11 protein-coding genes are annotated in these 14,514 nt (G+C 56.5%); 2 read left to right on the forward strand and 9 right to left on the reverse strand.

From position 1 onward, the window contains the following. Positions 1–91: 91 nt before the first annotated feature. Entirely contained in the window at positions 92–571 is a 480-nt protein-coding gene (folA, locus tag UTO39_RS10335) for a type 3 dihydrofolate reductase (protein ID WP_006173915.1), read from the forward strand. 59 nt (positions 572–630) lie between these two features. Here folA and apaH read toward each other — a convergent pair whose 3' ends face one another. Genes apaH through lptD form a run of 6 tightly spaced genes read right to left on the reverse strand, consistent with a single transcriptional unit; the run spans position 631 to position 7,360 of the window. After that, positions 631–1,479 (reverse strand): bis(5'-nucleosyl)-tetraphosphatase (symmetrical) ApaH, encoded by an 849-nt coding sequence (gene apaH, locus UTO39_RS10340; protein ID WP_320727120.1) that lies wholly within the window; start codon positions 1,477–1,479, stop codon positions 631–633. 4 nt (positions 1,480–1,483) lie between these two features. Next, positions 1,484–1,861 carry a Co2+/Mg2+ efflux protein ApaG gene (gene apaG, locus UTO39_RS10345; RefSeq protein WP_014882505.1) on the reverse strand — a complete coding sequence of 126 codons (378 nt, stop codon included), beginning with the start codon at positions 1,859–1,861 and terminating at the stop codon, positions 1,484–1,486. Between the two features lie 3 nt (positions 1,862–1,864). Next, positions 1,865–2,686 (reverse strand): 16S rRNA (adenine(1518)-N(6)/adenine(1519)-N(6))-dimethyltransferase RsmA, encoded by an 822-nt coding sequence (gene rsmA, locus UTO39_RS10350; RefSeq protein WP_028015479.1) that lies wholly within the window; start codon positions 2,684–2,686, stop codon positions 1,865–1,867. After that, the gene (pdxA, locus tag UTO39_RS10355) at positions 2,683–3,669 is read right to left on the reverse strand and encodes a 4-hydroxythreonine-4-phosphate dehydrogenase PdxA (RefSeq protein ID WP_320727121.1); all 987 of its coding nucleotides are present in this window, start codon (positions 3,667–3,669) and stop codon (positions 2,683–2,685) included. Before pdxA ends, rsmA begins: the two co-directional genes overlap by 4 nt. Further along, positions 3,669–4,955: a peptidylprolyl isomerase SurA gene (surA, locus tag UTO39_RS10360; RefSeq protein ID WP_253540671.1), complete on the reverse strand. Its 1,287-nt coding sequence runs from the start codon at positions 4,953–4,955 to the stop codon at positions 3,669–3,671. Before surA ends, pdxA begins: the two co-directional genes overlap by 1 nt. Before the next feature lie 53 nt (positions 4,956–5,008). Next, on the reverse strand, positions 5,009–7,360 hold the full coding sequence (gene lptD, locus UTO39_RS10365; RefSeq protein ID WP_320727122.1) for an LPS assembly protein LptD: 2,352 nt from the start codon (positions 7,358–7,360) through the stop codon (positions 5,009–5,011). Positions 7,361–7,599: 239 nt separating this feature from the next. Between lptD and djlA the strand changes: the two genes are divergently transcribed. Next, positions 7,600–8,415, forward strand: coding sequence for a co-chaperone DjlA (gene djlA / locus UTO39_RS10370; RefSeq protein ID WP_061099256.1), 816 nt, complete (start codon positions 7,600–7,602; stop codon positions 8,413–8,415). A 29-nt stretch (positions 8,416–8,444) separates the two neighbouring features. Here the strand turns inward: djlA and rluA are convergent, their stop codons facing one another. From rluA to polB, 3 genes are all read right to left on the reverse strand, one after another. Continuing rightward, on the reverse strand, positions 8,445–9,104 hold the full coding sequence (rluA, locus tag UTO39_RS10375; protein ID WP_008502014.1) for a bifunctional tRNA pseudouridine(32) synthase/23S rRNA pseudouridine(746) synthase RluA: 660 nt from the start codon (positions 9,102–9,104) through the stop codon (positions 8,445–8,447). A gap of 12 nt (positions 9,105–9,116) precedes the next feature. Next, positions 9,117–12,023 (reverse strand): RNA polymerase-associated protein RapA, encoded by a 2,907-nt coding sequence (rapA, locus tag UTO39_RS10380; protein WP_320727123.1) that lies wholly within the window; start codon positions 12,021–12,023, stop codon positions 9,117–9,119. A gap of 128 nt (positions 12,024–12,151) precedes the next feature. Next, positions 12,152–14,509, reverse strand: a complete 2,358-nt coding sequence (polB, locus tag UTO39_RS10385) for a DNA polymerase II (RefSeq protein ID WP_320727124.1) — start codon at positions 14,507–14,509, stop codon at positions 12,152–12,154. Positions 14,510–14,514 lie beyond the last annotated feature (5 nt).

Here is a 14,514-nt window from a genome sequence, read left to right on the forward strand (position 1 = left end):
AAAATTTCTGTATCTTTACTCTGCCGCCAGTCGACGAAAGATTAAGCTTTCCGTATAGTGGCGGCAATTTTTTGCATCCGGGAAATTTTCAATGATCAGTCTGATTGCAGCGCTGGCGGTAGACCGCGTTATCGGTATGGAAAATGCCATGCCGTGGAACCTGCCTGCCGATCTTGCATGGTTTAAACGTACTACGTTAAACAAGCCGGTAGTGATGGGCCGCCTGACCTGGGAGTCGATTGGTCGTCCATTGCCGGGCCGTAAGAATATCGTTATCAGTAGCCAGCCGGGCACTGACGATCGCGTCGAATGGGTTAAGTCGGTTGATGAAGCGATTGCCGCCTGCGGTGACGCCGAAGAGATCATGGTGATCGGCGGCGGCCGCGTGTATGAACAGTTCCTGCCTAAAGCGCAGAAGCTGTATCTGACCCACATTGATGCGGAAGTGGAAGGGGATACCCATTTCCCGGATTACGATCCGGACGAGTGGGAGTCCGTGTTCAGTGAATTCCACGATGCGGATGCGCAGAACTCACACAGCTACTGCTTCGAAATTCTGGAACGTCGTTAAGTGATTTTCCTAACCCTCTCCCCAAAGGGGAGAGGGGACTGTTCGGTGCGGTTTAATAGTCAGGAGGCGACGGCCTCATTTTCTCCTAAGTCCAGCTGTCGGTTGGACGGCTGCACAAAGTAAGCTTTATCTTCCCAGCGTAAGCAGGTTAACTCTCCGCCCCAGCAGCATCCGGTATCCAGAGCGTAGATCCCGTCCGGCGTGCCTTTTCCTTCCAGCGCAGCCCAGTGGCCAAAGACGACGTTGTACTCGCTTGTCACTGGTCCAGGAATGGCAAACCACGGTTTGAGCGGGGCAGGCGCGCTTTCCGGCGTCTCTTTGGAATACATATCCAGCTGCCCGTTCGGGAAGCAGAAACGCATGCGGGTGAAAGCGTTGGTGATAAAGCGCAGGCGGGCCAGACCGCTGAGATCCTCGCTCCAGTGGTTCGGCATATCGCCGTACATGGCATCAAGGAAAAAAGGGTAGGAGTCGCTCGCCAGCACCGCCTCAACGTCACGCGCGCAGGTTTTTGCCGTCTCAAGATCCCATTGCGGGGTGATCCCGGCATGGGCCATGACCAGCTTTTTCTCCTCATCGACCTGCAGTAAAGGCTGACGGCGCAGCCAGTTAATCAGTTCGTCCGCGTCTGGCGCATCCAGCAGGGGAGAGAGGCGATCTTTAGGTTTGTTGCGGCTGATCCCGGCAAATACGGCCAGAAGGTGAAGATCGTGATTGCCCAGCACCATGCGAACGCTGTCGCCCAGCGATTTGACGAAACGTAAAACCTCAAGCGAGCCCGGGCCACGCGCGACTAAATCGCCCGTCAGCCAGAGCGTGTCCTGTCCTGGCGTAAAGTCGACCTGTTTTAACAATGCGATCAGTTCATCGTAGCAACCGTGAACGTCGCCAATCAGATATGTAGACATTAGATTAATGAATGAGTGTGGTTACGGCGAGACGGAACACAGGAATAGCAACGCGGAACACGTTGCCATCGACGTCGACCATTTCGTAATGGCCTTGCATGGTACCCAGCGGCGTTTCAATTACCGCGCCGCTGGTGTACTGATACTCTTCGCCAGGGGCGATGTGGGGCTGTTCACCGACCACACCTTCACCCTGAACTTCAATTTCGCGGCCATTGCCGTTGGTGATAAGCCAGTAGCGCCCGCGCAGCTGCACGGGCATCCGCCCCAGATTGCGAATGGTCACGGTGTAAGCAAAGACAAAACGCTCTTCATCCGGTGAGGATTGCGATTCAACATAGACGCTTTGTACATGGACACATACGCGGGGCGAATCAATCATGGCTTAACTCTCCTTCGGCGGCGCATTTTCGCTGATGTAATTAGCCAGCTTGCAGTACTGCTCTACGGAAATGTTTTCCGCACGCATTGCCGGGTCGATCCCCAGCTCTGCTAACACCTCAACGGTAAACGAATTGCTCAGGCTGTTACGGATCGTTTTACGGCGCTGGTTAAAGGCTTCCGTGGTGATGCGGCTCAGTACGCGCAGATCTTTAACCGGATACGGTTTCGTTTTGTGCGGCACCAGGCGCACGACCGCAGAATCCACTTTCGGTGGCGGCGTGAACGCTGATGGCGGTACTTCGAGTACCGGGATCACGTTGCAGTAATATTGTGCCATCACGCTTAAACGACCATACGCTTTACTGTTCGGCCCTGCAACCAGACGGTTAACAACCTCTTTTTGCAACATGAAGTGCATGTCGGCAATGGCATCAGTATAGCTAAAGAGGTGGAACATTAGCGGCGTGGAGATGTTATACGGCAGGTTGCCGAACACGCGCAGCGGCTGGCCCATTTTTTCCGACAGTTCGCCAAAGTTCATGGTCATGGCATCCTGCTGATAGATGGTCAGCTTTGGCCCGAGGAACGGGTGCGTTTGCAGGCGTGCGGCCAGATCGCGGTCCAGTTCGATAACGGTCAGCTCGTCGAGGCGTTCGCCTACCGGCTCGGTCAGCGCGGCAAGGCCCGGGCCGATTTCGACCATAGCCTGACCCTTCTGCGGGTTAATAGCAGACACGATGCTGTCGATCACGAATTGATCGTTGAGAAAGTTTTGCCCGAAGCGTTTACGGGCTAAGTGGCCCTGATGGACTCGATTAGTCATTGAGTATTAACAATCATTTTGATGGCGAGATTAAGCGCCGTAATAAAACTGCCGACATCCGCTTTCCCCTGGCCTGCCAGATCCAGCGCAGTGCCGTGGTCAACGGACGTTCGAATAAAGGGTAAACCGAGGGTGATATTCACCCCGCGGCCAAAGCCCTGGTATTTTAGCACGGGCAGGCCCTGATCGTGGTACATCGCGAGGACGGCGTCGGCATTATCCAGGTATTTTGGCTGGAAAAGGGTGTCCGCAGGCAGCGGCCCGCTGAGATTCATCCCTTTGGCGCGCATTTCTTCAAGCACCGGAATAATGGTGTCGATCTCCTCGGTGCCCATATGACCGCCTTCACCCGCGTGCGGATTCAGGCCGCAGACCAGAACGTGCGGCTGCTTGATGCCGAACTTCGTTTGCAGGTCGTGATGCAGGATCCCGATGATCTCCCGCAGCAGTTCCGGGGTGATGGCATCAGGAATGGCCTTGATCGGCAGATGGGTGGTCACGAGAGCAACGCGCATCGCTTCTGTCGCCAGCATCATCACCACTTTCGGGCTATGCGAGCGCTCTTCAAAGAACTCAGTATGCCCGGTAAAGGGGATGCCCGCGTCGTTGATGACGCCCTTATGCACGGGGCCGGTGATCAGAGCGGCAAATTCGCCCTTCAGACAACCGTCGCAGGCGCGGGCAAGGGTTTCCACGACGTAGTGGCCGTTTTCCGTGCTGAGCTGGCCAGGAACAACGGGTGTACGAAGGGGAACAGAAAGAAGAGTGAGCGTACCGGCCTGCTGTGGTGCGGGCTGTTGGTCTTCAACGTAGGGGATGAGCGTTAAAGGCAGACCGAGCAGATTCGCCCGGTCCTGTAACAGTGTTGCATCAGCGCAGACAACCAGTTCTACTGGCCAGCTGCGCTGGGCGAGCTGGACGACGAGGTCAGGCCCAATCCCGGCGGGTTCGCCGGGCGTGATAACAACACGATGCGGTTTCATTAGTTGCTCAGGACTTTCACGTAAGCACTGGCGCGCTGTTCCTGCATCCAGGTTGCCGCTTCTTCAGAGAACTTACGGTTAAACAGCATACGATAGGCTCTGTCTTTCTGCGCCGCATCCGTTTTGTCCACGTTGCGGGTGTCCATCAGCTCAATCAAATGCCAGCCAAATGAAGAGTGAACCGGGGCACTGATCTGGCCTTTGTTCAGCTTCATCAGCGCATCGCGGAAGGCAGGATCGTAAATGTCCGCAGCCGCCCAGCCCAGATCGCCGCCCTGGTTCGCAGAGCCAGGATCCTGAGAGAACTCTTTCGCTGCATTGGCAAACGAGGTTTTACCGCTCTTAATGTCCGCGGCAATCTGCTCCAGCTTCGCTCGCGCCTGATCGTCGGTCATGATCGGTGACGGCTTCAGCAGAATATGGCGAGCGTGAACTTCAGTCACGGAGATGTTCTGGCTCTGACCGCGCAGATCGTTCACTTTCAGAATGTGGAAGCCCACGCCTGAACGGATTGGACCCACGATATCGCCTTTCTTCGCCGTGCTCAGCGCCTGAGCAAAGATGGACGGCAGCTCCTGGATACGTCCCCAGCCCATCTGGCCGCCTTTGAGGGCCTGTTGGTCAGCCGAGTAGGTGATAGCCAGCTTGCCAAAGTCGCCGCCGTTACGTGCCTGGTCGACAATTGAACGTGCCTGACTTTCTGCTTCCGCAGCCTGATCGGACGTTGGGTTCTCTGGCAGCGGGATCAGAATGTGGCTCAGGTTCAGCTCTGTGCTCGCATCGTTCTGGTTGCCCACCTGTTTTGCCAGCGCATCCACTTCCTGCGGCAGGATCGTGACGCGACGACGCACTTCATTGTTACGCACTTCCGAAATCAGCATCTCTTTACGGATCTGGTTGCGGTAGGTAGCGTAGCTGATGCCGTCATAGGCCAGACGACTGCGCATCTGGTCCGGCGTCATGTTGTTCTGTTTTGCAATGTTAGCGATAGCCTGATCGAGCTGCTCGTCAGTCACCTTCACGCCCATTTTCTGACCCATCTGCAGGATAATCTGATCCATGATCAGACGCTCCAGGATCTGGTGGCGCAGCGTGGCGTCATCCGGAAGCTGCTGACCCGCTTCGCCCGAATTGAGCTTCACGGATTTCATCAGACCATCAACGTCACTTTCGAGCACGACGCCGTTGTTAACGACAGCGGCGACCTTATCAACAACCTGGGGGGCCGCGAAGCTGGTATTCGCAACCATAGCGACACCAAGCAGCAGCGTTTTCCAGTTCTTCATACTTTTTCCATTTCAATTAACCGCAAAGCGGATTACGTTGTAAATCAAGCACATTACAAAGAACTACTGTACGGCAGAATGTTCGAACGCAGCATCTGATGCGTGCCAAGGCCGTAGTTGGAGCTCAGGCCGCGCAGTTCGACATTAAAGCCAATCACGTTATCGTATTTGCCCTGATTGTTTTCACTGTCCCAGCCGTTAAGCTTACGCTCGTAACCGACGCGCAGCGCGTAACAGCAGGAGTTATATTGCAGACCCACCATCTGGTCAGCTGGCTTGTTCGCGTTTGTGTCAAAGTAGTAAGCGCCTACGATTGACCAGCGGTCGGCGATAGGCCAGCTTGCTGCGCCACCCACCTGCGAGATGCCGTCTTTATACTGTTCATTGCCAGCATAATTAGGCAATGTTGCCTGAATATATTCCGGGCTGGCGTAACGATACGTCAACTGCATCATACGGTCTTCATCGCGGCGGTACTCGATAGCAGCGCTACTCGTGGCGATATTATCGAGGCGAGTGTCATACTGCACACCGCCACGCAGACCCCAGCGGTCAGTCATGCGCCAGTAAGTATCACCCGCCCAAACCAGCGATCCCGTTTTGTTGTCTTTCTCCCAGTTAATGTTGTCATCGCCGGTGCGAGACTCGGTGAAATAGTAGATTTGACCAACAGAAACGTTAAAACGTTCAACGGCGGCATCATCATAAACGCGCGTTGTGACGCCGGTCGTTAACTGGTTAGCGGATGCGATGCGGTCCAGACCGCCGTAAGTACGATCACGGAACAGGCCGCTGTAGTCAGACTGCAGTAAAGAAGAGTCGTAGTTTTGAATATTGCTCTGATCGCGATACGGCACGTACAAATACTGCATACGCGGTTCAAGCGTCTGGGTATAACCATCCGCCAGTAGGCCCATATCACGCTCGAAGATCAGCTTGCCGTCCATTTTGAACTGCGGGAGCGTTCGGTTGACCGACTCTTCAAGGTGAGCATTTCGGGTGGCATTGTAGTTATCAATATTTTTTTGCTGATAGTGAGTCGCCATCAGCTTGGCTTCGGTATTTAGGCTTGCCCAGTCGTTAGACCACGGTAGATTGATCGTCGGCTCTATATGAACACGCGTGGCTTCAGGCATGTCCGAATCCGTGTTCACGAAATGCACCGCCTGAGCGTAAACCCGGGTGTCGAATGGACCTACGTTATTCTGATACCAGTTAACGTCCAGCTGCGGCTCTGCGCCATAGGTAGGGGTGGACTGGTCAGAGAATACCTGGAACTGCTTGGTTGAGACGGTTGCATCAAAGTTCTGCACCGCATAGCCTACGCTGAACTTCTGCGTGGCATAGCCATCCGTGCTCGAACCGTATTTAGACGAGAAGTCGTTAAAATAAGATGAGTCGCTAACTTTGGTGTAGTCAATATTAAAGCGCCACACCTGATCCATCACCCCGGCATGCTGCCAGTAGAATAACCAGCGGTGTTTATCGCCTTCTGTAGGATGCTCATCCTGGAAGACCTTATCCGACGGCAGGTAATCCAGCTCCATCAGGCCAGCACCGGCCTGAGTCAGATAGCGGAACTCATTCTCCCACATGATATTGCCGCGCTTGTGGATATAGTGCGGCGTGATCGTGGCGTCCATGTTGGGCGCGATGTTCCAGTAATACGGCAGGTAGAACTCAAAGTAGTTCGAGGTGCTGTATTTGGCATTCGGGATCAGGAAGCCCGAGCGACGCTTGTCACCCACGGGAAGCTGAAGATAAGGGCTGTAGAATACCGGCACCGGACCCAGCTTAAAGCGGGCGTTCCAGATCTCCGCAACCTGCTCTTCGCGGTCATGGATAACTTCGCTCCCGACCACGCTCCAGGTATTTGAACCCGGCAGACAGGATGTAAAGGAGCCATTCTCCAGAATCGTATAGCGGTTTTCACCGCGCTGTTTCATCAGGTCCGCTTTACCGCGTCCCTGGCGACCTACCATCTGGTAATCGCCTTCCCAGACGTTAGTGTCTTTGGTATTCAGGTTTGCCCAGCCTTTCGGACCTTTCAGGATGACCTGATTGTCGTCATAGTGCACATTACCCAGCGCATCCACCGTTCGTACCGGCTCGGCCGCGCCTTCAGGCTGTTTCTGGTGCAACTGCACTTCATCCGCCTGCAGGCGGCTATTGCCCTGGTTAATATCCACATTGCCCGTAAAGGTGGCATTGTCAGGATAAGTACCTTTGGAGCTATCGGCAGTAATGGTTACCGGCAAGCTATTTGTATCGCCCTCCACCAGTGGGCGATTATAACTTGGGACGCCAAGCATACACTGCGAGGCGAGATCGGCCGCCAGCCCCTGTTGGCTGTACAGGGCGGAGCCAATCATTGTGGCCAGGAGGGTGGGGATACGTTTTTTCATACGTTATATTTTATTGTTCCGTCATCAGTGGCTACGGCTTACAAACGCTCAGAGACTATCTTACTCATCAGCGCAGTACCAGCGTTAATCCTGCCCGTTTGCGCGCCAGAGTGTTAGGCTCGCTATCGAATGACGAGTATGATAAAGCAAATTATAGGCGATGTCCTTCAATTGACCGTGGCTTGAACACTGTGATGATGACGTTGCGTCGGCAAGGAATATGACTATCCGGGGAGTATATGCAGTATTGGGGTAAAATAATCGGCGTTGCGTTCGCCATCATCATGGGTGCCGGGTTCTGGGGAATTGTGCTTGGGCTTATCATTGGCCATATGTTTGATAAGGCACGCAGCCGCAAAATGGCCTGGTTTGCCAACCAGCGCGAGCGCCAGTCGCTCTTTTTCTCCACCACCTTTGAGGTGATGGGGCACTTAACCAAATCCAAAGGCCGCGTGACCGAAGCGGATATTCAGGTTGCCAGCGTTTTTATGGATCGCATGAACCTGCACGGTGAGTCCCGCCTGGCGGCGCAGAATGCATTTCGTATCGGTAAATCGGACAATTATCCGCTGCGTGAAAAGATGCGCCAGTTCCGCAGCATCTGCTTCGGACGTTTTGATTTAATTCGGATGTTTCTGGAAATCCAAATCCAGGCGGCGTTTGCCGACGGCTCGCTTCACCCGAATGAACGTGATGTCCTGTACGTTATCGCGGAAGAGCTGGGCATCTCCCGCATGCAGTTTGACCAGTTCCTGCGCATGATGCAGGGCGGCGCCCAGTTTGGCGGCGGCTATCACCAGCAGTCTTCCGGCGGTGCATGGCAGCAGGCGCAGCGTGGTCCGACGCTGGAAGATGCCTGTAACGTGCTTGGCGTGAAGCCCACGGACGATCAGACCACGATTAAACGTGCCTACCGTAAGCTGATGAGCGAGCACCATCCTGACAAACTGGTGGCGAAAGGCTTACCGCCGGAAATGATGGAGATGGCGAAGCAAAAAGCGCAGGAAATCCAGAAGGCGTACGAGCTCATTAAAGAGAAGAAAGGTTTCAAATAAGAAAAAGCCCGACGATGTCGGGCTTTTTTTCAGAAGTCCACCGGGGCTTTAAACGTCATCGCGTTACCGAAGGCCGGATGGGTGATGGTGAGCGTCTGCGCATGGAGCTGCAGGCGTGGCGCTAACGCCAGCGCTTCCGGCGGGGCGTAAAACCGGTCGCCCAGAATCGGGTGGCCCAGCGCAAGCATATGCACGCGCAGTTGATGAGAGCGCCCGGTAATCGGCTTAAGCAGCACGCGCGCGGTGTTATCCGGCGCGTACTCCAGCACTTCATACTCGGTCTGCGCGGCCTTGCCGGTTTCATAGCACACCTTCTGCTTTGGCCGGTTCGGCCAGTCGCAGATCAGCGGCAAATCCACCAGCCCTTCCGCCTGCGCCGGGTGGCCCCAGACGCGGGCCACATACTGCTTTTTCGGCTCACGCTCGCGGAACTGGCGCTTTAGTTCGCGCTCCGCCGCTTTATTCAGCGCCACCACAATCACGCCGCTGGTGGCCATGTCCAGGCGATGGACGGATTCGGCCTGCGGATAATCGCGCTGAATGCGCGTCATCACGCTGTCCTTGTGCTCATCCAGACGGCCCGGCACGGACAACAGGCCGCTCGGCTTGTTGACCACCATAATGTGTTCATCCTGATACAGAATGACCAGCCAGGGATCCTGCGGCGGATTATACGGCTCCATCACCATTTTGCGCTCCGTTTACTGATGCGTCACAACGATAAGACGCAGGGCATCCAGACGCCAGCCCGCCTGATTCAGGCTTTCCAGCACCTGCTGACGGTTGCTTTCAATCGCTGCCAGTTCGTCGTCGCGAATGTTCGGGTTGACCGCTTTTAACGCTTCCAGACGGGACAGCTCGGCAGACAGTTTCTCGTCGGCTTCATTGCGCGCGGCGTCAATCAGGTCTCGGGCCGCTTTTTCAATCTGGATTTCGCCCTGCTGGAGAATGGCGTGCACGTCCTGCTGCACCGCATTCACCAGCTTGCTGCCGGTATGGCGGTTCACCGCGCTCAGCTGACGGTTGAAGCTTTCGAACTCAACCTGTCCTGCCAGATTCGTGCCGTTTTTATCCAGCAGCAAACGCACCGGCGTTGGCGGCAGGAAGCGGTTGAGCTGCAGCTGTTTCGGCGCCTGCGCTTCCACAACGTAGATAAGCTCCAGCAGCAGCGTGCCTACGGGCAGCGCCTTGTTTTTCAACAGGGAGATGGTGCTGCTGCCGGTATCGCCGGAGAGGATCAGATCCAGCCCGTTGCGGATCAGCGGGTGTTCCCAGGTGATGAACTGAGCATCTTCGCGGGACAGCGCCACATCACGCTCGAAGGTGATGGTACAGCCATCTTCCGGCAGGCCCGGGAAATCCGGAACCAGCATGTGGTCTGACGGGGTTAATACGATCAGGTTCTCGCCACGATCGTCCTGGTTAATCCCGACAATGTCGAACAGGTTCATGGAGAAGCTGATCAGACTGGTATCGTCATCTTGTTCTTCAATGCTCTCGGCAAGCGCCTGCGCTTTTTCGCCACCGTTGGAGTGGATCTCCAGCAGGCGATCGCGACCCTGTTCAAGCTGCGCCTTCAGCGCTTCATGTTTCTCGCGGCAGGATTTAATCAGATCGTCAAAACCGTCGGTATTTTCCGGCGCGGCCAGGTAACCGATCAGATCGCCATGCACCTGGTCATAAATGGTGCGGCCCGTCGGGCAGGTATGCTCAAACGCATCCAGACCTTCGTGGAACCAGCGCACCAGTACCGACTGGGCGGTTTTTTCCAGATACGGCACGTGGATCTGAATATCATGCGCCTGACCAATACGATCCAGACGGCCGATACGCTGCTCCAGCAGATCCGGGTTGAACGGCAGATCGAACATCACCAGATTGCTGGCGAACTGGAAGTTACGCCCTTCAGAACCGATTTCGGAGCACAGCATCACCTGCGCGCCGCTGTCCTCTTCGCCGAACCACGCCGCCGCGCGGTCGCGCTCGACGATGGACATGCCTTCGTGGAACACGGCGGCACGAATGCCTTCGCGCTCGCGCAGAACCTGCTCCAGCTGCAGCGCGGTGGCGGCTTTGGCGCAGATCACCAGCACTTTCTGGGAGCGGTGCGCGGTCAGGTAGCCCATCAGCCACTCCACGCGCGGGTCGAAGTTCCACCAGGTACCGGTATCGCCTTCAAATTCCTGATAAATCTGTTCCGGGTAGAGCATGTCACGCGCGCGCTCTTCCTGAGTTTTGCGCGCGCCCATAATGCCGGAGACTTTAATCGCCGTCTGATACTGCGTCGGCAGCGGGAGCTTGATGGTGTGCAGTTCGCGTTTCGGGAACCCTTTCACGCCGTTACGGGTGTTACGGAACAGCACGCGGCTGGTGCCGTGGCGGTCCATCAGCATGTCGATCAGCTCTTTACGTGCGGATTCCGCATTCTCGCTCTCGCTGTTAGCGGCCTGCAGCAGCGGTTCGATATCCTGCTCGCCAATCAGATCGCTCAGGGTGTTGAGTTCGTCGTTTGAGAGACGTTTGCCCGCCAGCAGCAGCGCGACGGCATCCGCAACCGGACGATAGTTGTTCTGCTCTTCCACAAACTGCGCGAAATCGTGGAAACGGTTTGGATCGAGCAGGCGAAGACGGGCGAAGTGGCTTTCCAGACCGAGCTGCTCTGGCGTTGCGGTCAGCAGCAGGACGCCGGGCACGCGCTCGGCAAGCTGTTCAATCGCCATATATTCCCGGCTCGGCGCGTCTTCGCTCCAGACCAGATGGTGCGCTTCATCGACCACCATCAGATCCCACTCGGCGTCACACAGGTGCTCAAGGCGCTGCTTGCTGCGGCGCACGAAGTCCAGGGAGCAGATCACCAGCTGTTCGGTTTCAAACGGGTTGTCCGCGTCGTGCTGGGCTTCGGCATAGCGCTCGTCGTCGAACAGGGAGAAGCGCAGGTTAAAGCGGCGCAGCATCTCGACCAGCCACTGATGCTGCAGGGTTTCAGGCACCACAATCAGCACGCGCTCGGCAGCGCCGGAGAGCAGCTGCTGGTGCAGGATCATACCCGCTTCAATGGTTTTACCCAGGCCCACTTCATCCGCCAGCAGCACGCGAGGCGCGTGGCGACGGCCCACGTCATGGGCGATATTCAGCTGGTGGGGGATCAGGCTGGTGCGCTGGCCGCGCAGCCCGCTCCACGGCATGCGGTACTGCTCGCTCTGGAACTTACGCGCGCGGTAGCGCAGGGAGAAGCGATCCATACGGTCGATTTGCCCGGCAAACAGGCGGTCCTGCGGCTTGCTGAACACCAGTTTACTGTCGAGCAGGACTTCACGCAGGATGACGTTCGTCTCGTCGGTATCAAGACGCGTCCCGATGTAGGCGAGCAGTCCATTCTCTTCTTTTACGTCTTCAATCTTGAGCTGCCAGCCGTCGTGGCTGGTCACGGTGTCACCCGGATTGAACATTACGCGGGTCACAGGGGAGTCATTGCGAGCGTACAGACGGTTTTCACCGGTGGCTGGGAAGAGGAGGGTAACCATGCGCGCATCGACGGCAACGACGGTTCCTAATCCAAGTTCGCTTTCTGTATCGCTGATCCAGCGTTGACCAAGTGTAAAAGGCATAGTTGTTCGGCTCTAATCTTTAATTGCAGGCAATAGTTCGACCCCCGTCAAAAAAGACGGTCATCGAAAAATGGGTCCGGGAATGGAAAGGGCGCTATGGTACTGGATGGCAGCCATTTCGTCACGCGTCAAAATAGGCCAAGTTGCCCTGTCACTAGTGTAGCAAAATCGTCGTCGATGAAGGGCAAAATTCCGTCGGCGACGGGCTGAAGCTGACGCGTAAGATAGTAATCGTAATCGAGCGGAGACTGCTGGTAATCAACGGGTTCCGGGCCGTTAATTGTCCAGACGTATTTGATCGTTCCCCGGTTCTGATACTGCGGCGCACGTCCGCGGCGTACGTTTTCTTCATCCGCCAGACGCGCGGCGCGTACGTGCGGAGGAACGTTACGCTGGTACTCCGCCAGCGGGCGGCGCAGGCGTTTGCGATACACCAGCTGGTCATCCAGCTCGCCGGCCATCAGGCTGGCAATGGTGTCGCGCACGTAATCCTGATACGGCTCGTTGCGAAACACCCGCAGGTAGAGCGTTTGCTGGAAGTGCTGGGCCAGCGGGGTCCAGTCGGTGCGCACCGTCTCCAGGCCTTTAAAGACCATTCGCTGCTTTTCACCCTCCTGAATCAGCCCGGCGTAGCGCTTCTTGCTGCCCTGGTCCGTACCGCGGATGGTGGGCATTAAAAAGCGAGTGAAATGGGTTTCAAATTCCAGTTCTAATGCGCTGGTTAACCGCTCTTTTTGCAAATGTTCCTGCCACCAGTCGTTTACGAAGGCCACCAGTTCTTTGCCGATTCGCGAGGCGTCGTCTTCTGAATGTGCGCCTTTAAGCCATACAAAGGTTGAATCCGTGTCGCCGTAGATAACGTCATAGCCCCGGGATTCAATCAGCGCTTTTGTCTGACGCATGATGTCGTGCCCGCGCATGGTGATAGACGACGCCAGACGCGGATCGAAAAAGCGGCAGGCGCTGGTCCCCAGCACGCCGTAAAAGGCGTTCATGATGATTTTCAGGGCCTGCGAGAGCGGCTTGTTGCCGTGGCGTTTCGCCTCGTCGCGGCCGTGCCAGATGTTTCCCACAATTTCGGGCAGGCAGTGTTTTTCCCGCGAGAAGCGGGCCCCGAGATAACCTTCGGTGCTGTGCGCATCGTCTGGCTGCGCCATCCCCTCTACAAGCCCCACCGGATCAATCAGAAACGTGCGGATAATTGACGGGTACAGGCTTTTGTAGTCCAGCACCAGCACCGAGTCATACAGTCCGGGCCGTGAATCCATCACGTAGCCGCCGGGGCTGGCCTGCGGCGGCACGTCTCCAAGGTTAGGGGCGACGTATCCCGCCCGGTGCATCCGCGGAAAATAGAGGTGGCTAAAGGCGGCAACCGAGCCGCCGTGCCTGTCGACCGCAAGGCCGTTCACCGTCGCGCGCTCCAGCAGGAACGGCATGATCTCGGTTTTGTGGAAAATCTGCGTCACCAGCTCGCAGTCTTTCAGGTTATAGGTGGCGAGCGCCGGTTTGTCTTCGTTGAAGCGTCGGTCAATCTCGTCCATGCGGTCCCACGGATTGTCGATGGATTTGCCTTCATCGAGCAATTCCTGCGCTACCGCTTCCAGAGAGAAGGAGGAGAAATTCCAGAAGGCGGATTTCAGCGCCTCGATGCCGTCGATAATCAGGCGGCCGTTGGCCTGCGCAAAGAACACGCCGTTCTTAAAGCCGTGCTCGCGCCACTCCAGCTCCGTATTTCCGCGCCCGAGCATCAGCGGGATGCGATAGCGCTCGGCGTGTTTTTGCAGCACGCGCAGGTCAAACTGCACCACGTTCCAGCCGATCAGCACGTCCGGGTCGTGCTCGGCAAACCACTGGTTAAGCTTCTCCAGCAGCTGCGGGCGGCTGCTGACGTACTCAAGCTGAAAATCCAGCGCGGACGCATCGCCGTTCGGCGGCCCGAGCATATAGACAACCCGCTGCCCGCAGCCTTCAAGACCGATGCAGTACAGTTCCCCGTGACGGGTAGTTTCGATATCCAGGGAGACCCACTTTAGCGGCGGTCGATAATGCGGATTCGGCTTCAGGCGAGCGTTGATAAGGGTGCCGTTTTGCTCAGCGCCGTCTACCCAGACGGGCGCGGTTATAAACCGCTCCATCAGAAAGCGTTCCGGCGGCCGGATATCCGCTTCGTAGAGCGTCACGCCCGCTTCGCGCAGCAGCTTTTCATAGCGCATCAGCTGGCGATGGGCGCGACAGTAGAGGCCGTAAACCGGCTGGCGATGGAAATCCTTCAGTTCAAGCGGGGTAATGCGCCAGCCGTTTTCGTCGCGCAGCAGCTGCTTCACTTTTTCGACGTGTGCTTCAGGGATAAACGCCACGGATTCCTGCGGCGGCAGCGTAACGTGCAGCGGGCCGTTGTCCGTCGCCAGCCAGAAAGCGACCTCTGTGCCCTGAGGGGTATCCCGCCAGTGTCGGGTCAGTAAAAAACCTTCTTGCGCCTGCGCCACGCCGC

It is taken from the genome of Enterobacter sp. 118C5, from assembly GCF_034107645.1.
GTDB classification, from domain to species: Bacteria; Pseudomonadota; Gammaproteobacteria; order Enterobacterales; family Enterobacteriaceae; genus Enterobacter; species Enterobacter nematophilus.